This window comes from Streptomyces sp. NPDC046308 (assembly GCF_055588065.1).
On sequence record NZ_JBVJFB010000007.1, the window covers coordinates 180910 to 207338 of the forward strand.

Genomic DNA, 26429 nt, shown 5'->3' on the forward strand with positions numbered 1-26429 from the left:
TTTTTTTTGTCGCGGGGATGCTGTTTCCTTCTCTCTTGTTTTTTGTTTGGGGTTGGGTGGGGGGGGGGGGGGGGGAAAAAGGGGGGGGGGGGGGGGGGGTGGGGGGTGCTCCCCCCCCCCCCCCCCCGCTGCTGCACGGTCTGCCGGTCAGGCGTCGACCTTCTCCATGACCTCGTCCGAGACGTCGAAGTTGGCGAAGACGTTCTGCACGTCGTCGCTGTCCTCCAGCGCGTCGATCAGCTTGAAGATCTTGCGCGCGCCCTCTTCGTCCAGCTCGACCTGCATGGTCGGCAGGAAGTTGGAGTCGGCCGAGTCGTAGTCGATGCCCGCCTCCTGGAGCGCGGTGCGGACCGCGACCATGTCGGTGGCCTCGCTGATGATCTCGAAGCTCTCGCCGAGGTCGTTGACCTCTTCGGCGCCGGCCTCGAGCACCGTCTCCAGGACGTCGTCCTCGGAGAGGTCGCCCTTGGGCAGGAGCACGACACCCTTGCGGTTGAACAGGTACGAGACCGAACCCGGGTCGGCCATCGAGCCGCCGTTGCGGGTCATGGCGACGCGGACGTCGGACGCGGCGCGGTTGCGGTTGTCGGTGAGGCACTCGATGAGCACCGCGACGCCGTTCGGGCCGTAGCCCTCGTACATGATCGTCTCGTAGTCGGCGCCGCCGGCCTCGAGGCCACCGCCGCGCTTGACCGCGGAGTCGATGTTCTTGTTCGGGACCGAGCTCTTCTTGGCCTTCTGGATGGCGTCGAAGAGGGTCGGGTTGCCGTCGATGTCGGCACCGCCCATACGGGCCGCGACCTCGATGTTCTTGATCAGCTTCGCGAAGAGCTTGCCGCGCTTGGCGTCAACCACGGCCTTCTTGTGCTTCGTCGTAGCCCATTTAGAGTGGCCGGACATCTGCCTGTCTCCTTCGCGTCACCAACAATGTTCGCCTCAGATCCTACCGGGACGCCGTTACAGCCCCGCGCGCACCATGTCGACGAAGTACGCGTGAACTCGGTCGTCTCCGGTCAGCTCGGGGTGGAACGAGGTCGCGAGGACGTTGCCCTGGCGCACGGCGACCGTGTGGCCGTCGTACGTGGCGAGCACCTCGGCGGCGCCGCCGACGGACTCGACCCAGGGGGCGCGGATGAAGACGCCCTCCACCGGGCCGCCCTCGATGCCCGCGAAGTCGATCTTCGCCTCGAAGGACTCGTTCTGGCGGCCGAAGGCGTTGCGGCGGACGATCATGTCGATGCCGCCCAGGGTCTCCTGGTCCTCACGGCCGTCCAGGAGCTTGTCGGCCAGCATGATCATGCCGGCGCAGGTGCCGTACACGGGCATGCCGGCGGCCACGCGCTCGCGCAGCGGCTCCAGCATGCCGAAGAGCACGGCCAGCTTCGACATGGTCGTGGACTCGCCGCCGGGGATCACCAGGGCGTCGATCTCGGCGAGCTCCTCGGGACGCCGGACCGGCCTGGCCACGGCGTCCGCCGCGGCCAGGGCGATCAGGTGCTCCCGTACGTCGCCCTGGAGGGCCAGGACACCAATCACGGGGGTGGTCATGACAGTGACTACCAGCCGCGGTTGGCGTAGCGCTCGGCCTCGGGCAGGGTGTCGCAGTTGATGCCGACCATGGCCTCGCCCAGGTTGCGGGAGGCGTCCGCGATGATCTTCGGGTCGTCGTAGAAGGTGGTGGCCTTCACGATGGCAGCGGCACGCTTGGCCGGGTCGCCGGACTTGAAGATGCCGGAGCCCACGAAGACGCCCTCGGCACCGAGCTGGCGCATCAGCGCGGCGTCGGCGGGGGTGGCGACGCCACCGGCGGAGAACAGCACGACCGGGAGCTTGCCGAGCTCGGCGACCTCCTTGACGAGCTCGTACGGGGCGCGCAGCTCCTTGGCGGCGGCGAACAGCTCGTTGTTGTCGTAGCCGCGCAGGCGGGCGATCTCGTTCTTGATCTGGCGCAGGTGGCGGACGGCCTCGACGACGTTGCCCGTGCCGGCCTCGCCCTTCGAGCGGATCATGGCCGCGCCCTCGGCGATGCGGCGCAGGGCCTCGCCCAGGTTGGTGGCACCGCAGACGAAGGGGGTGGTGAACGCCCACTTGTCGGAGTGGTTGACCTCGTCGGCCGGGGTCAGGACCTCGGACTCGTCGATGTAGTCGACGCCGAGGGACTGCAGGACCTGGGCCTCGACGAAGTGGCCGATGCGGGACTTGGCCATGACCGGGATGGAGACGGCCTCGATGATCTCTTCGATCATGTTGGGGTCGGACATGCGGGCGACCCCGCCGTCCTTGCGGATGTCGGCCGGGACCCGCTCGAGGGCCATGACGGCGACGGCGCCCGCGTCCTCGGCGATCTTCGCCTGCTCGGCGTTGACCACGTCCATGATCACGCCGCCCTTCAGCTGCTCGGCCATGCCGCGCTTGACGCGCGAGGTGCCGATCGCCGACTCGGCGGACTGGGGGGAGGTGGGAAGCGTGCTCACGGATTGACCTCACTCGAAGGGAACTCGAAAGGGAGACGGGTACTACCTGCCCGAGGAAACCGCACGGGGTCAGTCCACTACAAGGGCCAATGTGGAGCCTGTGGCTCCTTCATTTGTCCCTCACGGCCCTAGGTGGGCCGATCGGCAAGATCCACCGGGGGCTCGTCGTCCATTTCGAAGGCCAGCGGGAACGGGGCGTGCCCGGCCAGTCTGAACCAGCGGACCTTGCGGTGGCGGCGCAGCGCGCGGGCGGCCCGTACGGCGTCGTTGTGGAAGCGGCGGGCCATGGGCACCCGGCGGACGGCCGCGGCCAGCTCCTCGGTGGCCTGCGCCCCGCCGGGCGCCGCCTTGAGCACCTCGACCTGGTCGGCGTCGGCGAAGACCGCCCGCAGCGCCTGGCTGAGCTCGCTCTCGGCGACCTCCCGGTGCTCCTCCTCGGCCTGCCGGGCGGCGTGCGCGGCCTCGTACAGCACCAGCGAGGAGGCGGGGTCGAGCACCCCGGAGGTGGCCACCTCCAGCACCACGGAGGCCCGCCGTACGAGCTGCGCGTCGAGCGCGGCCCGCGAGGCGTCCATCCGCGAGTGCAGCCGGTCCAGCCGGCCGGCGGTCCAGCTGAGGTAGACCCCGATGACTCCGAGAGCCAGGGCGATCCAGACAAGGGTTTCGATCACGCTGCGCGACCCTACCGCTCCACGTGGGCCGGGCGTTCATCGCCCCTCGCCCCGGTCCGGGCTCCCCGACCGGATCCGCATGACCACCCGGGAGTGCGTGGTCCACGAGGTGAGCCTCGCCCCCGGCGGCCGGCCCGAGCGGGTCGTCTGCGCCGGGGGGTGAAGCCTCAGGAGGGCGAGGTGTCCTTCGAGAAGCCCAGGCGGGTGCGCAGGCCGGTGCCGCGGTCGTCCTCGGCCACCGCCGCGGCGCCGTCGGTGACCGTTTCGTAGACCGCCAGGATGTCCGCGCCGACCGTGGACCAGTCGAAGCGGCGGACGTGCGCCGAGCCGCTGGCGCTGAGCCGCTCCCGGCGGGCCGGGTCGCGCAGGAGGGCGATCGCCGCCGTCGCCAGGGCGTCGGCGTTCTCGTTGGCGAAGAGGTCGCCGGCCCTGCCCTGGTCCAGGACCTGCGCGAAGGCGTCCAGGTCCGAGGCCAGGACCGCGGCGCCCGCCGACAGGGCCTCGACCAGGATGATGCCGAAGCTCTCGCCGCCCGTGTTCGGGGCGACGTACACGTCGACGCTGCGCAGCAGCCGGGCCTTGTCCTCGTCCGAGACCATGCCGAGGAATTCGACCCGCGGGCGCAGTTCCGCCGGCAGCGAGGCCACGGCCTCCTCCTCGTCGCCGCGGCCCGCGACCAGCAGCCGTACGTCCGGACAGGCCTCCACGATCTTCGGGAAGGCCGCCATCAGCACCGGCAGGCCCTTGCGCGGTTCGTCGATGCGGCCGATGAAGCCCAGGGTCTGTCCGGACCAGTCGGGGTTCGGGTCGGCCTTGGCGAAGAAGTCCACGTCGACGCCGTTGGGGATGACGACCGCGTCGCCGCCGAGGTGCTCGACCAGCGTGCGCCGCGCGTACTCGCTCACCGCGATCCGCGCGCTGATCTTCTCCAGGGCCGGCTGGAGGATCGGGTACGCCGCGATCATGGCGCGCGAGCGCGGGTTCGAGGTGTGGAAGGTGGCCACGATCGGGCCCTGCGCCGCCCAGCAGGACAGCAGCCCCAGCGAGGGCGAGGCCGGCTCGTGGATGTGGATCACGTCGAAGGTGCCGTCGTGCAGCCAGCGCCGGACCCGCGCGGCGGAGAGGAACCCGAAGTTCAGGCGGGCCACCGAGCCGTTGTAGGGCACCGGCACCGCCCGCCCGGCCGAGACCACGTAGGGCGGCAGCGGGGTCTCGTCGTCCGCCGGGGCCAGGACCGACACCTCGTGGCCGAGCCGGATCAGGTGCTCGGCCAGATCCCGGATGTGGAACTGGACGCCACCGGGCACGTCCCACGAGTACGGGCACACGATGCCGATCTTCACTACGCGCGCTCCTCCAGGTCGTCCAGCCACAGTCGCTGCAGCATGTGCCAGTCCTCCGGGTGCTCGGCGATCCCCCAGGCGAAGGCGTCCGCCACCGCCTGCGTCATGACGGCGGTCTTCTCGGTCCGCGTGCCCGTCTTCGGCACCTCCACCTCGGGGTGGATCCGGCCGTACATCGTCGGCGTGTCGCCGTAGTGCAGGGTGGCCGGGAGCAGGACCGCACCGGTCTGCTGGGCCAGCAGCGCCGGCCCGGCCGGCATCCTCGCCGTGGAGCCGAAGAAGTCCACCTCGACCCCGGAGGCCGACAGGTCCCGGTCCGCGACCAGGCAGACCAGGCCGCCGGAGCGCAGTCGGCGGGCCAGCGTGCCGAAGGCGGCGCCGCCGCTGTGCGGCAGGACCTCCATGCCCAGGCTCTCCCGGTAGGCCACGAAGCGGTCGTAGAGGCTCTCGGGCTTGAGCCGCTCGGCGACCGTGGTGAACGGCACCCCGATGTGGCCGATGGCCCAGGCCCCGGCGAGGTCCCAGTTGGCGAGGTGCGGGAGCGCGACGACGACGCCGCGCCCGGAGGCGAGGGCGTCGCGCAGGATCTGCTCGTCCTGGAACCGGACGTCCGTGCCGAACCGCGCCGGGTCCATGGTCGGCAGCCGGAAGGACTCCATCCAGTACCGCATGTACGAGCGCATGCCCGCCTGCGACAGCTCCCGCAGCCGCTCCGGACCTGCGTCGGGCACCACCCGGGCCAGGTTCGACTCCAGCCGCAGCACGCTCTTGCCGCGGCGCTTCCACGCGAAGTCCGCGATCCGGCGGCCGAGGGCCACCGCGGCCGGTTCGGGCAGCTTCTTGACCCCGGCCCAGCCGAGCCCGTACAGCCCGCTGACCAGCTTGTCCTGTGCGCTGCCCATCAGGCCGCGCCACCGTCGGCGGCGGCAGCCTCGGCGTCGGCCTCGGCCGACTCGCGGCGTACGGTGACCACCCGCTGGATCAGCGTGACGAGCGAGCCCACGGCCACGATCCACAGCGCGATCGGCAGCAGCACCCCGATCCAGGACGGCACGCCGAAGGTCTGGAGGCCCGACAGGCCGGCCGCGACCAGCGAGATCACCAGGCGTTCGGCCCGTTCGATGAGCCCGTTGACGGCCACCGGCAGCCCGATCGACTCGCCGCGCGCCTTGGTGTACGACACCACCTGGCCGCTGGCCAGGCAGAAGATCGCCACCGCGCAGAGCACGTTGTCGTTCCCGGATCCCGCGTACCAGAGCGCGAGACCGCCGAAGATCGCCGCGTCCGCCACCCTGTCGAGGGTGGAGTCGAGGAAGGCTCCCCAGCGGCTGGAGATCCCGGCCTGGCGGGCCATGTTCCCGTCCACCAGGTCGGAGAAGACGAAGAGGGTGATGGTGATCGTGCCCCAGAAGAACTCGCCCCGGGGGAAGAAGAACAGCGCTCCCGCCACCACTCCGGCCGTGCCGATCAGGGTGACCGCGTCCGGGCTCACCCCCCGCCGGAGCAGAAAAGCGGCGAATGGCGTGAGAACACGCGTGAAGAATGCACGCGCGTACTTGTTCAGCATGGCCTTCCCGGAGGGTCGCTGGGCCGCACGGCCACCACGGCCACCGGCTGGCCCATCGTAGCCAGCACGCCGCCGCCCGAACGCCGCGCACCCACCGGTTCGTGCCGTGTAAGACGTACTTCACGTCACGGACCCCCTCCGGTGCGCCCCGCGTACGCGCCCGGTACGACGTATGGACGCGGTGTGACACCAGTGCAAAGCTCGAAGAACCCCGTGTTCCTCATCCGAGGAAGCGCGCGAGGAACCGATCACCGGATCCGATCACGAAACCGATCACCCGACCGATCGCGGACCCCCTCGGGAAACCGATCAAGGAACCCACCCTCCTCACCGTCACCACCGGGAGGTACGAGCACCATGGGAGCCACATCACACCAAGCCGGAGCCGCCGGCAGGGCACTGACGGCCGACCGCCCCTCCTCCATCCGGAACGTCGTGCTGGTCGGCCACAGCGGATCGGGCAAGACCACGCTGGTCGAAGCCCTCGCCCTGACCGCCGGAGCGGTCAACCGGGCCGGCCGCGTCGAGGACGGTGCCACGATCTCCGACTACGACGAGATCGAGCACCGCCGGCAACGCTCCGTACAGCTCTCCCTCGTCCCCGTCGAATGGGGCGGGATCAAGATCAACATTCTGGACACCCCCGGATACGCCGACTTCGTCGGGGAACTCAGGGCCGGTCTGCGCGCCGCGGACGCGGCCCTTTTCGTCGTCTCGGCCTCGGACGGCATCGACGGGGCCACCCGCATGGTCTGGGACGAGTGCGAGGCCGTCGGCATGCCCCGCGCCATCGTCGTGACCCACCTGGAGGCCGCCCGCTCCGACTACGCGCAGATGACCACCGTCTGCGGCGAGATCTTCGGCGGCGAGGACCCCGACGCGGTCATCCCCCTCTACCTGCCCCTGCACGGCCCCGCCGGCCCCGACGGCCACGCCCCCGTCACCGGTCTCCTCGGCCTGCTCTCCCAGCGCGTCTACGACTACGCCTCCGGCGAGCGCGTGGAGCGCGACCCGGACCCCGCCGAGCTCGCGCTGATCGCCGACGCCCGCTCCCGCCTCATCGAGGGGATCATCGCCGAGAGCGAGGACGAGAGCCTCATGGACCGCTACCTCGGCGGCGAGGACATCGACGTCAAGACCCTCGTGGACGACCTGGAGCGGGCCGTCGCCCGCGGCACCTTCCACCCCGTCCTGATGGCCGCGCCCGCCGGCGACGGCGCCCGCCAGGGGCTCGGCACGGTGGAACTCCTCGAGCTGGTAACCGGCGGCTTCCCCACCCCGCTGGAACACGCCGCCGTCACCGTCACCCGGCCCGACGGCTCCGCCCGTCGCGAGGTCACCTGCGATCCCGCCGGCCCCCTCGTCGCCGAGGTCGTCAAGACCTCCTCCGACCCGTACGTCGGCCGCGTCTCCCTCGTCCGCGTCTTCTCCGGCACCCTGACCCCCGAGGAGACCGTCCACGTCAGCGGGCACGGACTCGCCGACCGCGGCCACGAGGACCACGACGTCGACGAGCGGATCGGCACCCTCACCGCCCCCTTCGGCAAACAGCAGCGCGCCCTCACCCGGTGCATCGCCGGCGACCTGGCCTGCGTGGCCAAACTCACCCGCGCGGAGACGGGCGACACCCTTTCCGCCAAGGACGACCCGCTCCTCATGGAGCCCTGGACCATGCCCGACCCGCTGCTCCCCCTCGCCATCGAGGCCCACAGCAAGGCCGACGAGGACAAGCTCTCCCAGGGCCTGGCCCGGCTCGTCGCCGAGGACCCCACCATGCGGCTGGAGCAGAACCCGCACACCCACCAGGTCGTCCTGTGGTGCCTCGGCGAGGCCCACCAGGACGTCGCCCTGGAGCGGCTGCGCACCCGCTACGGCGTCCAGGTCGACCCCGTCCCGCACAAGGTGAGCCTGCGCGAGACCTTCGGCGTCAAGGCCGCCGGCCGCGGTCGGCACGTCAAGCAGTCCGGCGGCCACGGCCAGTTCGCCATCTGCGAGATCGAGGTGGAGCCGCTCCCGCCGGGCAGCGGCATCGAGTTCGTCGACAAGGTGGTGGGCGGCGCCGTGCCCCGCCAGTTCATCCCGTCCGTGGAGAAGGGCGTACGGGGCCAGGCCGCCCGCGGGGTCGCGGCCGGCTACCCGCTGGTCGACGTCCGCGTCACCCTCCTCGACGGCAAGGCCCACTCGGTGGACTCCTCCGACGCCGCCTTCCAGACGGCGGGCGCCCTCGCCCTGCGCGAGGCCGCCGCCGAGGCCCGCATCGACCTGCTCGAACCGGTCGCCGAGCTCGCCGTCCTCATCCCCGACGAGTACGTGGGCCCGGTCATGAGCGACCTCGCGGGCCGCCGCGGCCGCGTCGTCGGCACCGACCAGGCCGGCCCGGGGCGCACCCGGGTCCGCGCCGAGATCCCCGAGATCGAGATCGGCCGCTACGCCGTCGAGCTGCGCTCCGTCTCGCACGGCACGGGCCGCTTCGCCCGGGCCTACGCCCGCCACGAACCCATGCCACCCCAGATCGCGGAAAAGGTGCGCGAACAGGCTGAGAAGGGAAGCTAGTTGACATAGCGCCGGGATGGCCGCCCACCCAACCAGCTTGCGGTGGGCGGCATTTCCCTGTCCCATGACCATGGGGCGAGATCCGCCGATAGGCTCATCGGCGCACCAAAAGAGCACGAACGCACAGCGATGGGGGCAGCGGTGGCGGACGACGGATTCGACTTCAGGCCCGGAGCGCAGATTCCTCTCCAGGGTGGCGGTGGGCAGACGGCGGCGACCAACGCCCTCGCCTCGGCCGCGTACCGCGACGGCGGCAAGGACAGCAGGCTGGAGAAGATACTCACCGCGAACAGCGAGCTCCACCCGGCCACCGTCAAGCCCCCGAAGATCTCCCTCTTCGAGCCCAGCCTCGGCGAGGCCTTCTGCCGGGCCGTCGAGGTCCGCACCCTCGGCCCGGGTCGCAAGCCGCTGATCCAGTCCTTCGGGGCCGATCCGCAGACGGTCGTGGAGCACTGCCTGGCCGCCTCCCGCATCCGCAAGGAGCGCGACCGCCGGCTCCGGCTGATCACTCTGGTCTGCGGAGTGCTGTTCCTGCCCGGTCTGCTGCTGTGGCTGGGCCTGTTCCAGCTCCGCAAGAGCCTGGCCGGCAAGGGGCGCGGCTCCTGGATCGGCACCGCCCTCCTGGTCGGCGTGGGCGTCGTGGTGGCGATCCTGATGTTCCGGCTGCCGCTCACCGGCTTCCTCGGGCTCTACGCACGCGGCATGATCATCGCCCCGGCCCTGGGCTGGCTGCTCGCCCGCCGGACCTGCGAGGCCACCGCCAGGGACCTGCGCGCCCGCTGGGACGGACTGCTCTCCGGCGACGGGATCGGCGCCAAGATCCCCGAGGCCGTGCCGGGCAACCCCGACGAGAAGGCGCGCGAGGACCTGCGCCACCAGCTCGCCAAGCTCACCGCCGAGGACCGCAGCAACCAGGTCTTCTACGCGGGCCCCAAGGGCATCCTCGGCATGGGCACCCGCTGGGGCAGCTGGCAGATGGCCGAGGAGCTCGCCCCGAGGACCGAGGGGATGGAGATGCACCCCTTCCGCAGCTGGGACGTCATACGCGGGATCGACGCCGAGCTCCGCAAACTCGAGCGGGGCCCCCTGCACACCGGCGGCTTCCCACCCGCCGCGATCCAGCACTGGATCGTCACCCCGGTCGGCGAGGGCGCCGCCGAGGTGGCCCGCCCCACCGGCGAGAACGTCGACGCCTTCCTCGTCAAGCCGCACGAGATCACCCGGATCTGCAACGAACAGCAGTTCAACGCCGGGAACCGGCACTACCTGGGCATCCAGTACCCGCTCTGGGACGGCCAGCTGGTCATCAACATGCTGGTCACGGTCACCGTGCTCTACAAGACCCTGCGCGTGGACGTCACCGCGCACGCCCTGGGCCCCGTACACGGTCTGTTCACGACGAAGTCCGCGGCCCCGGTGGTGGAGGTGCCCAAGAGCATCCGCTTCTGGGAGACCGTGGAGCGCCCGCTGCCGCTGGTGGACGCCCAGGAGGTGGTACGGCTGGCCGTCCGGGCCCCGCTGACCTGGTACCCGCCGATCCTGGACTTCTTCGGCGGCAAGCTGGTCCTGCCCGAGCCCTTCGGCCTGCGGCACGTCTGGGCGAGCTCGATGTGGCGCCACCGGTTCATGGCCGACGACGCCCTGCGCACGGTGGCTCCGGTCCTGCGCGCGATCCACGCCGCCACCTTCAGGGTGCTGGAGGAGAACGGCGTCGACACCGAACGCTTCACCAACCGCTCCTCGATCATGAGCGGCCTCATCCAGGAGCCGTCGCCGCGCAAGGCCGACGTCTACGACGCGTAGGTAGCCTGGGTCCAGGCGGAGGGCCATCCGGAGGAGGGACCATGACCGAGCGCAAACCGCCCGGCGTCGGCTTCGAGTCCTTCGTGGACCGGCAGATCCGGCAGGCCGCCGAGCGGGGCGAATTCGAGAATCTGCCCGGCTACGGCAAGCCGCTGGCCTCCCTCGACGCGCCGTACGACGAGCTGTGGTGGATCAAGGGCAAGCTGCACCGCGAGGGGTTCGCCGTCCTGCCTCCGGCGCTCGCGCTGCGCAAGGAGGCGCAGGACGCCCGGGAAGCCGCCCTCGCGGCCCGCTCCGAGCGTCAGGTACGGGACGTCCTCACGGCGGTCAACGAGAAGATCCGCGCCGCCCTGCGCCGGCCCCCTCCGGGACCGCCCCTGGGCCTGACCGAGTTCGACGTCGAGGCCGTGGTGCGGACGTGGCGCGAGGGCCGCGGGCACCGCACGAGCCGCGGGGAGCGGCCGCCTGGCTGAAGTCGCCGATCAGCCGACGGGCCAGGCGTCGGCGAGCATCTGGCGGGTGTCCGCGAGCAGTTGCGGCAGCACCTTGGTGTGGCCGACGACCGGCATGAAGTTCGTGTCCCCGCCCCAGCGGGGCACGATGTGCTGGTGCAGGTGCGCGGCGATGCCGGCCCCGGCGGCGGCGCCCTGGTTCATGCCGATGTTGAAACCGTGCGCACCCGAGGCCTTGCGCAGCGCGACCATCGCCCGCTTCGTGAGGTCCGCGAGTTCGGCCGTCTCCAGGTCGTCGAGCTCGGTGTAGTCGGCGACGTGCCGGTACGGGACGACCATGAGGTGGCCGCCGTTGTACGGGTAGAGGTTCAGCACGGCGTAGACGTGCCGGCCGCGGGCCACGACGAGGCCGTCCTCGTCGGACATCTCCGGAATCCCGCAGAAGGGACAGCCGTCCCCGGCCTCCGGGCCGGTCGGCTTGTTCTCCCCCTGGATGTAGGCCATCCGGTGGGGCGTCCACAGACGCTGGAACGCGTCCTGCGTGCCCACACCGATCTGCTGCTCCGGCTCAATCGTCATGGCGGCAAGCATATGACCTCGCCTTCGCGTACGAGGAAGGCCCCCGGGAAGTGATCACTTCCCGGGGGCCTCGCGCACGGGGACCGGCGCGCGGGTCAGACCTGGACGCGGTCCGCGACGACCTTGGCCAGCTTGGCCAGGGCCTCGTCCTTGGCGATGCCGTTCTCCTGCGAACCGTCGCGGTAGCGGAAGGAGACCGTGCCCGCCGCCATGTCCTCGTCGCCGACGATGATCATGAAGGGGACCTTGAGCTTCTGGTGGTTGCGGATCTTCTTCTGCATGCGGTCGGAGGAGGCGTCCACCTCGACCCGCAGACCCTGCTTCTTCGCCGCCGCGGCGAACTCCTGCAGGTACTCGACGTGCCCGTCGCCGATCGGGATGCCGACCGCCTGGACCGGGGCCAGCCACGGCGGCATGGCGCCCGCGTAGTGCTCCAGCAGCACGGCGAAGAACCGCTCGATCGAACCGAACAGCGCACGGTGGATCATGACCGGGCGCTGGCGGGAGCCGTCCGGGGCGGTGTACTCGAGGTTGAAGCGCTCCGGCAGGTTGAAGTCGAGCTGCACGGTCGACATCTGCCAGGTGCGGCCGATGGCGTCGCGCGCCTGCACGGAGATCTTCGGGCCGTAGAAGGCCGCGCCGCCCGGGTCGGGGGTCAGCGGGAGGCCCTGCTTCTCGGCCACCTGCTGGAGGACGGCCGTGGCCTCCTCCCAGACCTCGTCCGAGCCGACGAACTTCTCCGGGTCCTTGGTCGACAGCTCCAGGTAGAAGTCGGTCAGACCGTAGTCGCGCAGCAGGTTCAGCACGAAGGTGAGCGTGCGGTCGAGCTCCTCCGCCATCTGCTCACGGGTGCAGTAGATGTGCGCGTCGTCCTGGGTGAAGCCGCGGGCACGGGTCAGGCCGTGCACCACGCCGGACTTCTCGTACCGGTACACGGTGCCGAACTCGAACAGGCGCAGCGGCAGTTCGCGGTAGGAGCGGCCGCGCGCGTCGAAGATCAGGTTGTGCATCGGGCAGTTCATGGGCTTCAGGTAGTAGTCGGTACCACCGTCGAGCTGCATGGGGGGGTACATGCCCTCCGCGTACCAGTCCAGGTGCCCGCTCTTCTCGAAGAGGGCGCCCTTGGTGGCGTGCGGGGAGTAGACGAACTCGTAGCCCTCCTCCTCGTGCCGGCGGCGCGAGTAGTCCTCCATGGTCCGGCGGATGATGCCGCCGCGCGGGTGGAAGACGGCGAGGCCGGAGCCGATCTCGTCCGGGATCGAGAAGAGGTCCAGCTCGTTGCCGAGCTTGCGGTGGTCGCGCTTCTCGGCCTCGGCGAGGAAGTCGAGGTGGGCCTTCAGCTCCTCCTTCGACGGCCACGCGGTGCCGTAGATGCGCTGGAGCATCGGGTTCTTCTCGCTGCCGCGCCAGTAGGCGGCGGCGTTGCGCATGAGCTTGAAGGCCGGGATGTTGCGGGTGGTGGGCAGGTGGGGACCGCGGCAGAGGTCCTTCCAGCACAGCTCGCCGGTCTTCGCGTCGAGGTTGTCGTAGATGGTCAGCTCGCCGCCGCCCACCTCGACGTTCGCCCCGTCGTCGGTCGACGCGGAACCCTTGATGCCGATGAGCTCCAGCTTGTACGGCTCGTCCGCCAGCTCCTCGCGGGCCGCCTCGTCGGTGACGACGCGGCGGGAGAAGCGCTGGCCGCGCTTCTGGATCTCCTGCATCTTCTTCTCGACGGCCTTCAGGTCCTCCGGGGTGAAGGGCCGGGCCACGTCGAAGTCGTAGTAGAAGCCGTCCCGGACCGGCGGGCCGATGCCCAGCTTGGCCTCGGGGAAGAGCTCCTGCACGGCCTGGGCCATGACGTGCGCGGTCGAGTGGCGCAGGATGTTCAGGCCGTCCTCGGAGGAGATCTCCACCGGCTCGACGGTCTCGCCGTCCTTCACCTCGTACGCGAGGTCCTTCAGCTCGCCCGCGACGCGCGCGGCGACGATGGTGCGCTCGCCGGCGAAGAGCTCGGCCGCCGTAGTGCCCGTGGCCACCACGCGCTCGTCCCGCTCGGAATCGCGTTGGATGATCACACGGACGTCTGACACCGGTCTCTCCTGAACTCTGGGGGTGCGCGAGCGAACACTGCGCGCGTGAATCGTACCGAGCGGAGTGGCCGCGCCGCTAAACGGTTACCGCGCGGGCCGGGGCGGCGCCCCTGCCGAAGTAGCCTGGGCGGCATGCCGAGCCCACGGATACGCCGACTGGACCTGACCGACGACGCCACCGCGACGGCCGTGCACCGGATCGGGCGGGCGGCGTACGCGGTGGAGGCGGAGCTGATCGGCTTCGACGGCATCCCGGCGCTGGGCGAGAGCCTCGCACAGATGCGCGCGCAGGAGCTGGAGTGGATCGGCGCCGTATCCGACGGGGGCGGGGAGCTCGCCGGCTTCCTGGCCTGGGAGGAAGAGCCGGGCGGGGACGTCTGCCTCGACCGTGTCTGCGTGTCCCCGGCCTGGTTCCGCCGCGGCGTCGCCTCCCTGCTCCTGCGCCACGCCCTGACCGACCTCTTCCCGGGCCGCCCCGTCAAGGTCACCACGGGCGCGGCCAACACCCCAGCGGTCTCCCTCTACGGACACCTGGGCTTCACCCGAGGCCCGGACTTCTCCCCCGCCCCGGGCCTGGTCATGGCGTCGTTCCGTCTCACCCCCGCCTGACCCTCCGGCCCCGCCGGCGTTCGAGGCGCGGGGCCCGGGGCGGACCCCGGCGGCGGCGCCGCGCCTATTCGTCCGCGGCGAGCACGTCCGCAGGATCGAACGCCTCGTCCAGCGACTTCATCAGCCGATCCCGCTCGACCTCGTCCAGCGGCACCGGCGCCACCCCCGTCGCGTCCGTCAGCCGACGGAAGCCGCCCCGCCGCTGCAGCCGCCCGCCCACCCGGATCGGCAGGCCCTCCAGGTGGGCGTGCCCCGCCACCCGGTACGCCTCCTCGTCCAGCGCGACCCGCACGTACGGGACCTCCGCCCCCGCCAGGACCCGCAGCCGGACCGTGCCCCCGCCCCCCGGGGCCGAGCGCCGCATCCGTACCACCGCCCCCGCGATGCGGACCTGGACGGCCGGCTCGTCCCGGGTGTACCGCGCCGCCGCGTCCCGCAGCACCGGCAGGTCGCCCGGGGAGAACTCCACCGGCTCCGGGCGGGCCGCGCAGCCCGCGGGGACCCCCGCCGCCGGCGCCCAGGCCAGGGAGATCCGGGCTCCCTCCGTGCCGCGGACCAGCGCGATCAGCGCCTCGGCGAGTTCCCGGCTGACCCCGGCCCGCACGGCCGCGTCGAAGGCCTCCATGCCGCCGGTGGCCCGCCGGTAGTCCACGGCCTCGCGGGCCGCGTGCAGAGCGTGGTGGAGCCGGGTCACGGTGCCCCGGCCGCCGTCGACCGGAACGTACGCGGTCAGCCGCCGGCCCCCCGGGTGCGGGCCCACCAGGACCCCGTCCAGGGCCCGTTCGGCCTGGGCCCGGTGCCGGGCCCCGTAGTACCCGGCGCGGGCCCGTGCGGCCAGGGCTCCGGCGAGCAGCAGCTGCCGGGCGGCCGAGCGCAGCTGCTCCTGCGCGGTCCACGCGGCCTCGCCCCGGAGCCCGTACGCGCCCTGCGGTATCTCCCGGTCCCAGCGGACCTCGTCGCTGGGCACGCTCAGCCCGTAGAGCACCTCCCGCGCGGAGGGCAGGCCGCTGCGGGTGAGCGCGGTGATCGCCTCTTCGAGCAGGTCGGCGCAGTCGGGGAAGGTGCGGCTCTCGGGGACGAGCAGGCTGGTGGCGGCGCGGGCCGTCGGATGCGTGGCGGGCGGGGTCCAGCGGCCGTAGCGTCCGGCGGCCCCGCCCCGGCGCAGCCAGCCGTGCCGGTGCAGCAGCGCGCCGAGCACGGCCGGATCGACCTGGGCGGGATCGGGGGCGGCGGGGTGCGCGGAGTCCGCGAACCCGCCGTAGTCCGGGGACGGCAGCGGTTCCAGGTTCGGTGAGTGCCGGTGCATCAGGGTGTCCCTCCCGACCCGACCCGGGTCATGATCTCGCACAGCGCCCGGTCGTCGAAGATCCGCGTGGTCGGGATCCGTACGGTGGTCCGGCGCCGGCCGGTCACCGGGTGTCCGGCGAGATTGGTCCAGTAGCAGCAGTGCCGCAGGTCGAGCCGGTCGTGCCCGGCGGTGAGCCACTGGTCGCGCTCCCGCGGGACGAGCATCACGACGAGGATCTTGTGGACGGCGACCGGGGTGCGGGCCAGTTTCACCAGGTGGTCGTTGTCGAGGGTGAAGGCGAAGGTGGGCCCGGCCGGCCGGGGCGGTGTCTGGTAGGTCGCCTTCAACTGCACCTTGATGGTGACCTCGTCGTCGACGACGTGCTCGGGGGCGCCGTGGCTGACGTGCCAGTCGATGCCGTTGTCCGGAAAGGGCTGGGACAGCGAGCAGCCGGCGGCGGCGGCGACGGCGTGCAGGTATCCCACCTGAAGGGTCTCCATGCAGGCGGTGGTGGCGAGTGTGCCGCGCAGCGGTCCGGTCCGCGCGTCCTCCGGTGTTCCGGTGCGCGGATCGATCTGCCCCGCCAGCACCCCGCCCGGTTCGGGCTGCGCGAGCGCCATGGCCGGCTCCCCATGCCTTCCGGGCTCTGCCGTGGGTGGTGGGTGGGGTGACGACCGGTCATGTGTGCGGTCCCCCACCGGTGTTGTTGCCGCACCCGGGTCACCGCAAACGGCGTACGGGGCAAACAGCCCGGGTATCACCGATGCGGGCGAAGGTGTGGCGTGATCCGGGTGCGCCCCATCTGCCGACCGGGGACGAGGAGTTCGCCATGACACGCTGGTACGAGGGGCCGCTGGCCGCATTCGACACGGAGACCACCGGGGTGGACGTCGAGCAGGACCGGATCGTGTCCGCCGCGCTCATCGTGCAGGAGTGTGCGGGGGGCCGGGTCCGCACCACTCGCTGGCTGGTCAATCCCGGCGTTCCGGTGCCCCCGGCGGCGACGGAAGTGCACGGGCTCACCGACGAGCACCTGCAGCGTCACGGACGCTGGCCGGCGCCGGTGGTGGAGGAGATAGCCCGTGCGCTCGGGGAGCAGCAGGTGGCCGGCCGGCCGGTGGTGGTGATGAACGCGCCGTTCGATCTGACGCTGCTGGACCGGGAGTTGCGCCGGCACCGGGCCTCCTCGCTGGCCCGGTACCTGAACGACCGTCCGCTGACGGTGCTGGATCCGCGGGTGCTGGACAAGCACCTGGACCGCTACCGCAAGGGGCGGCGGACCCTGACGGACCTGTGCGCGCACTACGGGATCGAGCTGGAGGGCGCGCACGACGCGGCGGCGGACGCGATGGCGTCGTTGGAGCTCGTGCGGGCGGTGGGGCGCCGGTTCGCGGCCCGGCTGGAGCGGCTGTCGCCGGCGGAGCTGCACACGCTGCAGGCGGTGTGGCACGCGGCGCAGGCGCGGGGCCTGCAGGCGTGGTTCGCGCGGCAGGGGACGCCGGAGCCGGTCGATCCGCACTGGCCGCTGCGCCCGGACCTGTCGACGGCGGCGTAGGGGCGCGCACGGCCCCGTACATGCGGAAGGCCGGTCCGTCTTGCGACGGACCGGCCTGTCCCGGTGGGCGATACTGGGATCGAACCAGTGACCCCTTCGGTGTGAACGAAGTGCTCTCCCGCTGAGCTAATCGCCCGGGAACGCACTGAACAATACAGAAGGCTCGCGGCGGGTTCAAACCGCTTCCCTCCCTGTGCGTACTCAGTGCGGATCTGAGTACGCACGCCCATGTCCTGACAGCGTGACCGGCGCCACACTCCCGGTATGAACACCCCTCTGCCGCCGGCCGAAGAGCTGGCGCTCATCGACCGTGAGCTGGCACAACTCGATGCCCGGCGGGTCCATTTGCTGGGCCGCCGGGACTGGCTGCTGCACGTCCTGCGGCAGTCCGGACCCGCTCCCGCCGGCTGGGGCCCGGTGCCCGCCGGACCGCCGAAGGAGACCTCCGGCCCGAGCGCGCAGAACGTGCTGCTCACCCTGGGCGCCGTGCTGCTGGCCGTGGCCGCGCTGGCCTTCACGCTGGTCAGCTGGGGGTCCATGGGGATCGGCGGGCGTTCGGCGGTGCTGGCCGCGGTGACGGCGGCGGCGCTGCTCGCGCCCGTGCCGCTGCTGCGCCGGGGGCTCGGTTCGACGGCGGAGTCGGTCGCCGCGGTGGGGCTGCTGCTGACGGTGCTGGACGCGTACGCGCTGTACGCGGTCGGCGCGCCGGACGCGAACGGCTTCGGGTACGCGGCGGGGGCGGCCGCGGTGTTGGCGGCGGCGTGGGCCGGGTACGGCTGCGCCCTGCGCAAGCTGCGGCTCCCGCTGCCGGCGGCGGTGCTGGCGGCGCAGTTCCCGCTGCCGCTGGCGGCGCTGGCCGCGCAGGCGGGCCCGCTGGAGCTCGGCTGGGCGCTGCTGGTGACGGCGGCGCTGGACGCCGCGCTCGCCCTGCGGGTGCGTGCGGCGGCGGCCCCGGCGGCCGCGCTGACCGCGGTGGCGCTGCTGATCGGTGTGGCCGAGTCCTGGTCGGCCGGGTCGGCCGGGCAGGCCCTGGCTCCGGCGGCGCTGCTGCTGGCGGGCGCGGCCCTGGGCGTCGCGGCGGCCTGGCGGGAGCCGCGCGCCTGGGTCGCCGCGCTGGTGGGCGGTCTGGCCGCGGTGGTGGCCCTCGGCGGCGTGGCACGGCCGGGCCTGACGGATTCGGTCGGCGACGGTGCGTGGGTGGTCCTGGTGCACCTGCTGGTGGCGCTCCCGCTGCTGGCGGCGGTACGCGTCAGCGCGCTGCCGGCGGCGGTACGGCGCGGCCTGGCGCGGGCCGGCGTGGCGGTGGCGGCCCTGGCGGCACTGTCGGCCGGCGCCGCGGTGGTTCCGACCCTGCTGGCGCGGCTCCGGGTGCTGGAGGAGGTCTGGGCGGTGACCGCTCCGGCCCCGACGGCGTACGCCCCGGGCGCCGCGGGCGTGCTGGTGCTGCTGACGTCGGCGGGCGCGGCCTGGTGGCTGTCGCGGGTGCTGGCTCGGCCGGAGCCCGGCGTGGTGGCGGTGGCCTTGGCCTGGGCCGGTCTGTTCCCGGCTCCGGTGCTGCTCGGCTTCCCGGCGGCGGCGGTGTTCGCGGCCCAGCTGGCGGTCACGGGCGCGGCCGGGGTGCTCGCCCTGCGCTCCCCCGCGCGCGGCGCCGGGATCGCGGCGGCCGTGTGCGCGCTGGTCGGCGCCGCGAACGTGTCCGTGGGCGCGCTGGACGGCCGGGTGGCGACCTTCGCGGTGTGGGGGCTGCTGGGCTCGGCCTGCGCCGTGGGAGCGGCGTACGGGCCCGCTCCGCGCCGGGTCCGCGCGGGGGCCGCGGTGTGCGCCGTCGGGTACGCCACCGGGCTGCTGGTGGCGGCGGCCGCGGTGACGGACCTGGCGGTGGCCTGGTGGGCGCTGCCGGTGCTCACGGTCCCGGCGCTGGCGGCGGCGCTCGGGCCGCGGCTGGGCGGCGTACGGGTGCCCGTGGAGATCGCGGCGGCCGTGGCGGGCGCCTTGGCGGTGGCCCTGTCGGCCGGGCGCACGGGGACGCTGGCGCTGGTCCTGGCCCTGGCCGGGGTGGTCTGCGCCGGGGCCGCGGTGCGCCCGGAGCGGCGTGCGGTGGGCTGGGCGGCGGGGGCGCTGTTCGTGGCGGCCACCTGGGTTCGGCTGGCCGACGCCGGGGTCACGACGCCGGAGGCCTACACGCTGCCGGTGACGCTGCCGGCCCTGGCGGTGGGCTTCCTGCGGCGCCGCGGGGACGCGCAGGCCTCGTCGTGGACGGCGTACGGTCCGGGTCTGGCGGCGACCCTGGTGCCGAGCGTGCTGGCGGTCCTGGGCGACTCGCACTGGGTGCGTCCGCTGCTGCTCGGGTCGGCCGCGCTGGCGCTGACCCTGATCGGGGCCCGGCGGCGGCTCCAGGCCCCGCTGCTGCTGGGCGGGGCGGTGCTGGCGGTGGTCGCGGTGCACGAGCTGGCCCCGTACGCGGTGCAGGTCGCGGGGGCGCTGCCGCGCTGGGTGCCGCCGGCCCTGGCGGGCCTGCTGCTGCTGGCGGTGGGGGCGACGTACGAGAAGCGGCTGCGCGACGCCCGGCGGCTGCGGGAGGCGATCGGACGGCTGCGGTAACGCCAGAGGCCCGGAGACGGTGAAAGTCTCCGGGCCTCTGGTCCGGGTGGGCGATACTGGGTTCGAACCAGTGACCCCTTCGGTGTGAACGAAGTGCTCTCCCACTGAGCTAATCGCCCGGACGCACCGCAAACATTACCGCATGTCAGCGGTGCTCTTTGACCATCACTGGTCCTTGAGGTTCCAGGGCAGGACGAGCCCGTACTTCCACAGGTAGAAGCCGATCAGCGCGCCCGCGATGACGAGGCCCACGCTGGTCAGGATGATGTTGCGGCGGCGGACCTTCGGGTCGAGCGCCTTCTGCGCCGCCTCGGTCACCTTGCGCTTGGTCCAGCGCAGCACGAGGTGGGCCCAGGCGAACTCGGTGGCCCAGATCGCCAGGCCCGCGAAGATCGCGACCCAGCCGGGGCCGGGCAGGACGAGCATGGCCACACCGCCGGCGATCACGGCGAGGCCGACGACGAAGACGCCGACCTGCCAGCTGAGGTGCAGGCTCCTGCGGGCCTTGATGAAGGCGGGCGCCTTCGACACGTGCGGCGTCTCGGGCGTCTCGGCCGTCTCGGCCGTCGCTTCCGTGCCCTCGGTGGCCTCCGTGCCCGTGGTGGACTCCGGGCCCTCGCCGGCTCCGGTGGCACGCACGGCGGATTCGTCGGCGGCGGACTCGTTGGTTCCGCGGTCACTCCCCGTATTCATGAGGTCGAATCTACCGGAGCCGGAAGCACACGTGAATCGTGGTTTGGATCCGCCGTCCGAGGGACCCAGAGGTCCGCAAAACGGTCAGAGGGGTTTACAACGGCACCGTAGGTGGCATGTCGATTTCGCCGACGTGCGAATCCCCGAGCGCACACTGAGCGAAAGGCCCTGGCGCTTATGAACACCACGGTCAGCTGCGAGCTGCACCTGCGCCTCGTTGTGTCGAGCGAGTCCTCACTGCCTGTTCCCGCGGGCCTGCGGTATGACACGGCCGACCCCTACGCCGTGCACGCCACCTTCCACACCGGTGCCGAGGAGACGGTCGAATGGGTATTCGCCCGCGACCTCCTCGCTGAGGGCCTCCACCGGCCCACCGGTACCGGCGACGTCCGCGTCTGGCCGTCCCGCAGCCACGGTCAGGGCGTCGTCTGCATCGCCCTGAGCTCACCGGAGGGAGAAGCGCTGCTCGAAGCACCCGCCCGAGCACTCGAGTCGTTCCTCAAGCGGACGGACGCCGCGGTTCCACCCGGGACCGAGCACCGGCACTTCGACCTCGACAAGGAGCTCTCCCACATCCTGGCCGAAAGCTGAGCCAGGCCTACAGCCGCTCGACACCGTCCGACTCGGGGCGACGGTGCGGGTCGGACAACCACATACGGCAGTGCCGGCGCTGTTCCCGCGGGATCCACCCGCGAGGACGGCGCCGGTGTGCTGCCGGGGGACCCGCTAGAGTCGGGCGGCAGCGGCGGCGCCTCTCGTCGCCGCAGGCCCGGCCCCCCAGGGAGACCCCGTGCAGATCCCCCACGACACCCGTCGCGCGCTCGACGTCGTCGTCGCGCTGGTGAACACCGCGGCCGAGGCCGACCAGCCCGACGGACTCTCGGACGTCGGCGCGCTGCGCGCCTTCGTCCAGGAGTACGCGATCAGTGACGTCGGTGAGCTCGGCGCCCGCGACCTGGCCGGCGTACGGACCGTGCGCGCCAAGTTCGCCCAGGTCTTCGCCGCACCGAACCCGCGGGCGGCCGCCGCACTCGTCAACGAGCTCGTGGCCTCCGCGGGCACCACGCCCCAGCTGACCGACCACGACGGTTACGACTGGCACGTCCACTACTTCGCGCCGGGCGCGTCGGTGGACGACCACCTGGCGGCCGACGGCGGCATGGCCCTGGCCTTCATCGTGGTCTCCGGCGAGCACGAACGGCTGCGCCGCTGCGAGGCCCCGGATTGCCGGCGCGCCTTCGTGGACCTGTCCCGCAACCGCTCCCGCCGCTACTGCGACAGCCGGACCTGCGGGAACCGGCTGCACGTCGCGGCGTACCGGGCCCGGCGCAAGGAGGCCGACGCGGGGCTGTCAGAGCACGAAGAGGTCGTGCACGGCGGCGAGCAGCAGCAGGATGCCGATCACCGCTAGGAAGATCATCAGGGGCGGCTGGGAGAGCGCGAAGAGGCAGCCTCGCGGCTCCTCCGCGGCGGGGGCGGGTACCGGCACGGGCACCGAGGGCTCACTCTGCGATGTCTCGAGCATGTCGGGGCGATGATGGCGCAGCGAACGGCCCTGCGCCCCTCAACACGCCAACAGGCGTGCGGGAGTTCGCCCGATCTCGTGGACCGGGCGCCCGGCCCCGGCCCGGGGCGGCCGTCCGTACCGGGCCCTGCCCGTCGGACGCGGGTCAGATGCCGTGCTTTTTGAGGATGGCCTCGATGTCGGAGAAGTCGTCCGCGGGAGCGGCGGCGGCCGGCTTGCGGCCCGGCGCCGGCTCGCGCTGCGCGCCTGCCGCGGCGGCGCCGAGCGACGGCGCGGAGGCGGCCGGGGCCACGGCCTCCGGGCTCCGGCCCCCCTTGGCCTTCTTCTTCGCGGGCTCGCCGGACGTGCCGAGGCGGCGGCGCTCGACGGCCCGCGTGGTGGCGAACAGCGCCCAGGACAGCGCCAGCAGCCCGAAGCCGATCCACACGGTCGGATTGAAGACGATGCCGGTCAGCCACTCCACGACGCCGGTCAGGACCAGGCCTATGGGGACGAGCGCGTACGCGGTGATCCGCGCGGCGGCCACGAAGCGCTTACGGTAGGCGGTCAGCGCGGCGATGCCCAGGCCCGCCGCGGACACCGCGGAGCAAATGGTCTCTGCAAGCATGCGGTCCTCCGGACTGTCGGCGACGAGGCGATCTGTCCCTGTCCATCCTGCACCGCCCGTCACCACGGCGGCCAGGTCCACGGCCGCCCCCGGGCCGATCTCCGGGACATCTCCGGGTCGCGCCTCCTCCCCAGGTCCCGTTGGGTGGGCCGGCCGGGGGCTGGGAGACTGTCCGTATGACCGATTCCGTGATCCTCGACGTCTGGTGCGAACTGCAGTGCCCGGACTGTCACCGCGCCCTGGACGACGTACGCGCCCTGCGGGCCCGCTACGGCGACCGGCTGGACGTCCGGCTGCGCCACTTCCCCCTGGAGAAGCACAAGCACGCCTTCGCCGCGGCGCAGGCCGCCGAGGAGGCCGTCGAGCAGGGGCAGGGCTGGCCCTACGCGGAGGCCGTCCTGGCGCGCACCGCCGAGCTGGCCGAACGCGGCGAGCCGGTGCTGCTGGACGTGGCGCGCGAACTGGGTCTGGACGTAGAGGAGTTCGACACCGCCCTGATCGACGGGCGGCACATCCTGATCGTCGACGCCGACCAGGCCGAGGGCAAGGCGATCGGCGTGACCGGCACCCCGACGTACGTCATCGACGGCGAGCGCCTCGACGGCGGCAAGAGCCAGGACGGCCTGCGCGCCCGCATCGAGGAGATCGCCGACCGCCTGCTCGGTACCTCTGGCGACTAGATCAGTTCTTTGACGGCGTTCACGGTGGTGTCCCGGTAGCCGAGGGACTCGTACAGCCGCCGGGCCGGGGTGTTGCCCTCGACCACGTACAGCCCCAGGTGCCGGGCACCGGCGGCCAGGGCGCTGTGCTCGGCGATCAGCATGAGGGTCCGGCCGTGGCCCCGGCCGCGGTGTCCGGGCTCGACCCGGACGTCGTACACGTAGGGGACGGTGCCGAGGCCGGGCAGTTCGCGCTCCCCCACCCACACGCTGCCCAGGATCTCGCCCTGCGGGCCCTCCACCACGTGGAAGGCCGTGCCGGGGGTCTCCCGCCCGGCCGGCAGCATCCGGGCGTGCTCGGCGCGGGACGCGGCGACGCCCTCTTCCTCGGTCATGCCCGGGGAGACGAGGCGGGGGGCGTAGTCCAGGATCTCCACCTCCAGCCAGGCGTCGAACTCGTCCCGGGTCATCGGGCGGCCCCTGCTTCCCGCCGGGAGCGCGGGCGGTTCGGCCGGCAGTTCCTTGACCATGATCCGGCCCGTCTCCCGGTAGCCGAGGGCGGTGGCCAGCCGCAGCGCCGGCCCGGCGTCGGCGGGCACGGACACGGCGACGCCGGTGCAGCGCCAGGAGCGCAGCACCTCCTCGGCGGCGAGCGCGGCGACCGTGCCGCGCCCGCGCCGGCGGTCCGGTTCGTCGATCCACAGGTCGCGGATCACGCCGGTCGTCGGCTGGGCGGCCGACCTGGTGGCCAGTTCCAGGGTGCCGACGCGGCGGCTGTTGACCCGCACCTCGTAGGTCCGCGAGCGGGTGCCGTCGGTGTTCTGCTGGAGCGGCTGCGCGGGCCGCAGGGTGGTGGTCATCACCTCGAGTTCTACCTGTCCCGAGGCTCCGCGTCACCAGGGTTCACGGATCGATGTCCGATCCGGCCTTCACCTCGAAGATCCGCATCACCTCGGCCGTGACCGGCCCGGGGCCCGTCCCCAGCTCGCGGTCGTCGATCCGGACGACCGCCTGGGCGTCGCGCAGGGAGGAGGTCACGAAGATCTCCTCGGCCTGTTCCAGTGCCTCGAAGGGCAGGTCGGTCTCCTTGGCGCCGGCCCAGTCGACGATGAGGGCCCGGGTGATGCCCGCCAGGCAGCCGGAGCTCAGGGGCGGGGTGTGCAGTTCCCCGTCGATGACGACGAAGACGTTGGAGCCGGTGCCCTCGCAGAGCCGGCCGACGGTGTTGGCGAGGAGGGCCTCGGAGGCCCCGGCCCGGTGGGCGGCGGCGAGCGCGACCACGTTCTCGGCGTACGAGGTGGTCTTCAGGCCGGCCACGGCGGAACGCTCGTTGCGCACCCAGGGGACGGTGACGACGGCGGTGGCGTCCGGCCGGCGGGCGGACGGCGCGACGGCGGCGATCAGGGTGGTGCCGGCGTCGCCGCGGTCGGAGCCGAGCGGGGCGACTCCGCCGGTGTAGGTGAGGCGCAGCCGCCCCTGCTCCACCGGGTTGGCCTCCAGTACGGCGGCGCAGGCCCGGCGGACCTCGTCGAGGTCGGGGTCGGGCAGGCCGAGCCCCCGGGCGGAGCGGGTGAGCCGTTCCAGGTGGCGGGTGAGGGCGAAGGCCCGGCCGCGCTCCGCCTTCAGCGTCTCGAAGACGCCGTCGCCGACGGTCAGCCCGTGGTCGAGGACGGACACACGGGCGTCGTCGACGTCCTTCAGCGCTCCGTCGAGCCAGATTCTCATGGTGCGGTCCTTCCGATCGTCCCGTTCGCCCCCTGGGTGCCGGTGGTCTCGTGGCCCGCCGCGACCCGCAACAGCCGGGCGGCCTTCAGTTCGGTCTCCGCCCACTCGCGGTCCGGGTCGGAGCCCCAGGTGATGCCGGCGCCGGTGCCGAAGAGCAGGCTGGGGCCGCCGGGCGTCTCGCGGTCGATCCAGAAGGTGCGGATGCCGACGGCGAGCTCTGCGGTCCCCCGGTCGGCGTCGACCCAGCCGATGCCTCCGCAGTAGGGACCGCGCGGGGCGGTCTCCAGGGCCTCGATGATCCGCAGGGCGGAGGACTTGGGCGCACCGGTGACGGAGCCGGGCGGGAAGGTGGCGGCGAGCAGCTCGGGCCAGCCGGCGCCGTCGGCGAGCTCGCCGCTCACGGTGGAGACGAGGTGGACCAGGCCCGGGTGCTCCTCGACGGCGCACAGTTCGGGGACGGTGACGGAGCCCGTGGCGCAGACCCGGCCGAGGTCGTTGCGTACGAGGTCCACGATCATCACGTTCTCGGCGTGGTCCTTGGGGAGGAGGTCGGCGGCGGTGCGGCCGGTGCCCTTGATGGGTCCGGACTCGATGCGGCGGCCGCGCCGGCGCAGGAAGAGCTCCGGGGAGGCGGTGGCGATCTCCACGCCGTGCGCGGCCAGCCGAATCGTTCCTGCAAAGGGTGCGGGGTTGCCGCGGGCGAGGAGCGCCGTGAGGGCGTCGACGTCGGCGCGGTCCGGGTGGGGCAGCGGCGCGGACATCACCCGGCAGAGATTGGCCTGGTAGACCTCGCCGGCGGCGATGTGCTCGCGGATGCGGCGTACGCCGTCGACGTACGCGGTCCGGTCGAGCGAGGAGGTCCACTGGTCGGCGTCGGGGCCGCGCCAGGCGCCCGGGACCGGCGCGGGGACCGGGTCGGGGCGCACGTCGCCGAAGCGCGCGCAGACGAGGCGCCCTTCGAAGCCGGCGGCCACCGCCCAGAAGCCGGAGGAGTCGAGGGCTGCGGGATCGCTGGTGACGTCCCGGAGGTCGGTCGCGAGGAGGCCGCCGAAGCGGGCCATGGGGGGCAGGTCGTGCACGGCTGCGAGTCTATGACCGGTGAGGACGCGGCGCCGGTGGGGTGACGGCGGGGTGACCTGTGGTGATCGAGCGGCAGCACGCTGCGGAAACGCGTTTTTGAGCTGGCCCGGGAATCCGCTAGAGTTCAACTCGTCGCCAGGGAGCGAAGGGGGAAAACCCCGGAGTGAACACGGTGACCTGCGGACGTAGCTCAGTTGGTAGAGCACCACCTTGCCAAGGTGGATGTCGCGAGTTCGAGTCTCGTCGTCCGCTCGAAGTGGGGGATCTTCCCGAGAACCCCTGCAGCTCCATGGTGGAGTGGCCGAGAGGCGAGGCAACGGCCTGCAAAGCCGTCTACACGGGTTCAAATCCCGTCTCCACCTCCAAGGACGATTAGCTCAGCGGGAGAGCGCTTCCCTGACACGGAAGAGGTCACTGGTTCAATCCCAGTATCGTCCACTGATCCGCAAGGATCCCCGCGCGATTAGCTCAGCGGGAGAGCGCTTCCCTGACACGGAAGAGGTCACTGGTTCAATCCCAGTATCGCGCACGCAGTACCTGGCAGCACATGCCTGACCTGCGGCTTCCGAGCCG

Annotated in this window: 26 protein-coding genes and 6 tRNA genes; 13 read left to right on the forward strand and 19 right to left on the reverse strand. The window is 72.5% G+C overall.

Going from position 1 to position 26429, the window contains the following annotated elements:
• Nucleotides 1-147: 147 nt before the first annotated feature.
• From ACZ6JT_RS26785 to pgsA, 7 genes are all read right to left on the reverse strand, one after another.
• On the reverse strand, nucleotides 148-900 hold the full coding sequence (locus tag ACZ6JT_RS26785) for a YebC/PmpR family DNA-binding transcriptional regulator (RefSeq protein WP_469213552.1): 753 nt from the start codon (nucleotides 898-900) through the stop codon (nucleotides 148-150).
• A gap of 57 nt (nucleotides 901-957) precedes the next feature.
• Nucleotides 958-1548 (reverse strand): pyridoxal 5'-phosphate synthase glutaminase subunit PdxT, encoded by a 591-nt coding sequence (gene pdxT, locus ACZ6JT_RS26790; RefSeq protein ID WP_351289659.1) that lies wholly within the window; start codon nucleotides 1546-1548, stop codon nucleotides 958-960.
• 8 nt (nucleotides 1549-1556) lie between these two features.
• The gene (pdxS, locus tag ACZ6JT_RS26795) at nucleotides 1557-2474 is read right to left on the reverse strand and encodes a pyridoxal 5'-phosphate synthase lyase subunit PdxS (RefSeq protein WP_030706266.1); all 918 of its coding nucleotides are present in this window, start codon (nucleotides 2472-2474) and stop codon (nucleotides 1557-1559) included.
• A gap of 128 nt (nucleotides 2475-2602) precedes the next feature.
• Nucleotides 2603-3145 (reverse strand): LemA family protein, encoded by a 543-nt coding sequence (locus ACZ6JT_RS26800; RefSeq protein ID WP_365477560.1) that lies wholly within the window; start codon nucleotides 3143-3145, stop codon nucleotides 2603-2605.
• A gap of 167 nt (nucleotides 3146-3312) precedes the next feature.
• Entirely contained in the window at nucleotides 3313-4488 is a 1176-nt protein-coding gene (locus tag ACZ6JT_RS26805; RefSeq protein WP_469213554.1) for a glycosyltransferase family 4 protein, read from the reverse strand.
• Nucleotides 4488-5390, reverse strand: coding sequence for a phosphatidylinositol mannoside acyltransferase (locus ACZ6JT_RS26810; RefSeq protein ID WP_469213556.1), 903 nt, complete (start codon nucleotides 5388-5390; stop codon nucleotides 4488-4490). Before ACZ6JT_RS26810 ends, ACZ6JT_RS26805 begins: the two co-directional genes overlap by 1 nt.
• Complete coding sequence (gene pgsA, locus ACZ6JT_RS26815) at nucleotides 5390-6055, reverse strand: phosphatidylinositol phosphate synthase (RefSeq protein WP_376615485.1); 666 nt, start codon at nucleotides 6053-6055, stop codon at nucleotides 5390-5392. Before pgsA ends, ACZ6JT_RS26810 begins: the two co-directional genes overlap by 1 nt.
• A gap of 357 nt (nucleotides 6056-6412) precedes the next feature.
• Between pgsA and ACZ6JT_RS26820 the strand changes: the two genes are divergently transcribed.
• The 3 genes from ACZ6JT_RS26820 (at nucleotide 6413) to ACZ6JT_RS26830 (ending at nucleotide 10884) form a co-directional block, all read left to right on the forward strand.
• Nucleotides 6413-8608: an elongation factor G-like protein EF-G2 gene (locus ACZ6JT_RS26820; RefSeq protein ID WP_469213558.1), complete on the forward strand. Its 2196-nt coding sequence runs from the start codon at nucleotides 6413-6415 to the stop codon at nucleotides 8606-8608.
• Nucleotides 8609-8749: 141 nt separating this feature from the next.
• Nucleotides 8750-10411, forward strand: a complete 1662-nt coding sequence (locus ACZ6JT_RS26825) for a hypothetical protein (protein WP_469213559.1) — start codon at nucleotides 8750-8752, stop codon at nucleotides 10409-10411.
• A gap of 41 nt (nucleotides 10412-10452) precedes the next feature.
• Nucleotides 10453-10884, forward strand: a complete 432-nt coding sequence (locus ACZ6JT_RS26830; RefSeq protein WP_469213561.1) for a DnaJ family domain-containing protein — start codon at nucleotides 10453-10455, stop codon at nucleotides 10882-10884.
• Nucleotides 10885-10893: 9 nt separating this feature from the next.
• Here the strand turns inward: ACZ6JT_RS26830 and ACZ6JT_RS26835 are convergent, their stop codons facing one another.
• A complete protein-coding gene (locus ACZ6JT_RS26835) occupies nucleotides 10894-11454 on the reverse strand; it encodes an HIT family protein (protein WP_469213562.1) in 561 nt (186 codons plus the stop codon).
• Nucleotides 11455-11537: 83 nt separating this feature from the next.
• On the reverse strand, nucleotides 11538-13514 hold the full coding sequence (gene thrS / locus ACZ6JT_RS26840) for a threonine--tRNA ligase (protein ID WP_469213563.1): 1977 nt from the start codon (nucleotides 13512-13514) through the stop codon (nucleotides 11538-11540).
• A gap of 132 nt (nucleotides 13515-13646) precedes the next feature.
• Between thrS and ACZ6JT_RS26845 the strand changes: the two genes are divergently transcribed.
• Entirely contained in the window at nucleotides 13647-14123 is a 477-nt protein-coding gene (locus ACZ6JT_RS26845) for a GNAT family N-acetyltransferase (RefSeq protein ID WP_469213565.1), read from the forward strand.
• 64 nt (nucleotides 14124-14187) lie between these two features.
• Here ACZ6JT_RS26845 and ACZ6JT_RS26850 read toward each other — a convergent pair whose 3' ends face one another.
• Nucleotides 14188-15429: a hypothetical protein gene (locus ACZ6JT_RS26850; protein WP_469213567.1), complete on the reverse strand. Its 1242-nt coding sequence runs from the start codon at nucleotides 15427-15429 to the stop codon at nucleotides 14188-14190.
• Entirely contained in the window at nucleotides 15429-16031 is a 603-nt protein-coding gene (locus tag ACZ6JT_RS26855) for a DUF4365 domain-containing protein (RefSeq protein WP_469213568.1), read from the reverse strand. Before ACZ6JT_RS26855 ends, ACZ6JT_RS26850 begins: the two co-directional genes overlap by 1 nt.
• A 209-nt stretch (nucleotides 16032-16240) precedes the next feature.
• Here ACZ6JT_RS26855 and ACZ6JT_RS26860 point away from each other — a divergent pair, with 209 nt between their 5' ends.
• Nucleotides 16241-16966, forward strand: a complete 726-nt coding sequence (locus ACZ6JT_RS26860; RefSeq protein ID WP_469213570.1) for an exonuclease domain-containing protein — start codon at nucleotides 16241-16243, stop codon at nucleotides 16964-16966.
• 64 nt (nucleotides 16967-17030) lie between these two features.
• On the opposite strand, the gene ACZ6JT_RS26865 is transcribed toward ACZ6JT_RS26860, so the two are convergent.
• Nucleotides 17031-17102, reverse strand: a tRNA-Val gene (locus tag ACZ6JT_RS26865).
• Between the two features lie 128 nt (nucleotides 17103-17230).
• Here ACZ6JT_RS26865 and ACZ6JT_RS26870 point away from each other — a divergent pair.
• The gene (locus ACZ6JT_RS26870; protein ID WP_469213572.1) at nucleotides 17231-19567 is read left to right on the forward strand and encodes an SCO7613 C-terminal domain-containing membrane protein; all 2337 of its coding nucleotides are present in this window, start codon (nucleotides 17231-17233) and stop codon (nucleotides 19565-19567) included.
• Nucleotides 19568-19614: 47 nt separating this feature from the next.
• Here the strand turns inward: ACZ6JT_RS26870 and ACZ6JT_RS26875 are convergent.
• Together ACZ6JT_RS26875 and ACZ6JT_RS26880 are read right to left on the reverse strand one after the other, a co-directional pair.
• Nucleotides 19615-19686: transfer RNA gene (locus ACZ6JT_RS26875), tRNA-Val, on the reverse strand.
• A 46-nt stretch (nucleotides 19687-19732) separates the two neighbouring features.
• The gene (locus tag ACZ6JT_RS26880; protein ID WP_469213574.1) at nucleotides 19733-20260 is read right to left on the reverse strand and encodes a TIGR02611 family protein; all 528 of its coding nucleotides are present in this window, start codon (nucleotides 20258-20260) and stop codon (nucleotides 19733-19735) included.
• 177 nt (nucleotides 20261-20437) lie between these two features.
• On the opposite strand from ACZ6JT_RS26880, the gene ACZ6JT_RS26885 reads away from it, so the two are divergent.
• Both ACZ6JT_RS26885 and ACZ6JT_RS26890 read left to right on the forward strand, forming a co-directional pair.
• A complete protein-coding gene (locus ACZ6JT_RS26885; RefSeq protein ID WP_030011909.1) occupies nucleotides 20438-20851 on the forward strand; it encodes an SsgA family sporulation/cell division regulator in 414 nt (137 codons plus the stop codon).
• 199 nt (nucleotides 20852-21050) lie between these two features.
• The gene (locus ACZ6JT_RS26890; RefSeq protein WP_469213576.1) at nucleotides 21051-21671 is read left to right on the forward strand and encodes a CGNR zinc finger domain-containing protein; all 621 of its coding nucleotides are present in this window, start codon (nucleotides 21051-21053) and stop codon (nucleotides 21669-21671) included.
• Here ACZ6JT_RS26890 and ACZ6JT_RS26895 read toward each other — a convergent pair.
• Together ACZ6JT_RS26895 and ACZ6JT_RS26900 are read right to left on the reverse strand one after the other, a co-directional pair.
• On the reverse strand, nucleotides 21612-21785 hold the full coding sequence (locus ACZ6JT_RS26895; RefSeq protein ID WP_365477588.1) for a hypothetical protein: 174 nt from the start codon (nucleotides 21783-21785) through the stop codon (nucleotides 21612-21614). The genes ACZ6JT_RS26890 and ACZ6JT_RS26895 overlap by 60 nt on opposite strands.
• Nucleotides 21786-21930: 145 nt before the next feature.
• Nucleotides 21931-22392 carry a hypothetical protein gene (locus ACZ6JT_RS26900; protein WP_469213578.1) on the reverse strand — a complete coding sequence of 154 codons (462 nt, stop codon included), beginning with the start codon at nucleotides 22390-22392 and terminating at the stop codon, nucleotides 21931-21933.
• 176 nt (nucleotides 22393-22568) lie between these two features.
• On the opposite strand from ACZ6JT_RS26900, the gene ACZ6JT_RS26905 reads away from it, so the two are divergent.
• Nucleotides 22569-23072, forward strand: coding sequence for a DsbA family protein (locus ACZ6JT_RS26905; RefSeq protein WP_469213580.1), 504 nt, complete (start codon nucleotides 22569-22571; stop codon nucleotides 23070-23072).
• Here the strand turns inward: ACZ6JT_RS26905 and ACZ6JT_RS26910 are convergent.
• From ACZ6JT_RS26910 to ACZ6JT_RS26920, 3 genes are read right to left on the reverse strand one after another with little or no spacing between them, the layout of a single operon-like run.
• Entirely contained in the window at nucleotides 23069-23911 is an 843-nt protein-coding gene (locus tag ACZ6JT_RS26910; protein WP_469213582.1) for a GNAT family N-acetyltransferase, read from the reverse strand. The genes ACZ6JT_RS26905 and ACZ6JT_RS26910 overlap by 4 nt on opposite strands.
• Before the next feature lie 43 nt (nucleotides 23912-23954).
• Nucleotides 23955-24776, reverse strand: a complete 822-nt coding sequence (locus ACZ6JT_RS26915; protein ID WP_469213584.1) for an aminotransferase class IV — start codon at nucleotides 24774-24776, stop codon at nucleotides 23955-23957.
• A complete protein-coding gene (locus ACZ6JT_RS26920) occupies nucleotides 24773-25855 on the reverse strand; it encodes a chorismate-binding protein (RefSeq protein WP_469213586.1) in 1083 nt (360 codons plus the stop codon). Before ACZ6JT_RS26920 ends, ACZ6JT_RS26915 begins: the two co-directional genes overlap by 4 nt.
• A gap of 180 nt (nucleotides 25856-26035) precedes the next feature.
• Between ACZ6JT_RS26920 and ACZ6JT_RS26925 the strand changes: the two genes are divergently transcribed.
• The 4 genes from ACZ6JT_RS26925 (at nucleotide 26036) to ACZ6JT_RS26940 (ending at nucleotide 26385) form a co-directional block, all read left to right on the forward strand.
• A tRNA-Gly gene (locus tag ACZ6JT_RS26925) sits at nucleotides 26036-26108 on the forward strand.
• 39 nt (nucleotides 26109-26147) lie between these two features.
• Nucleotides 26148-26221 (forward strand) — tRNA-Cys (locus ACZ6JT_RS26930).
• Between the two features lies 1 nt (nucleotide 26222).
• Nucleotides 26223-26294, forward strand: a tRNA-Val gene (locus ACZ6JT_RS26935).
• A gap of 19 nt (nucleotides 26295-26313) precedes the next feature.
• Nucleotides 26314-26385 (forward strand) — tRNA-Val (locus tag ACZ6JT_RS26940).
• The last annotated feature ends 44 nt before the right edge of the window (nucleotides 26386-26429 follow it).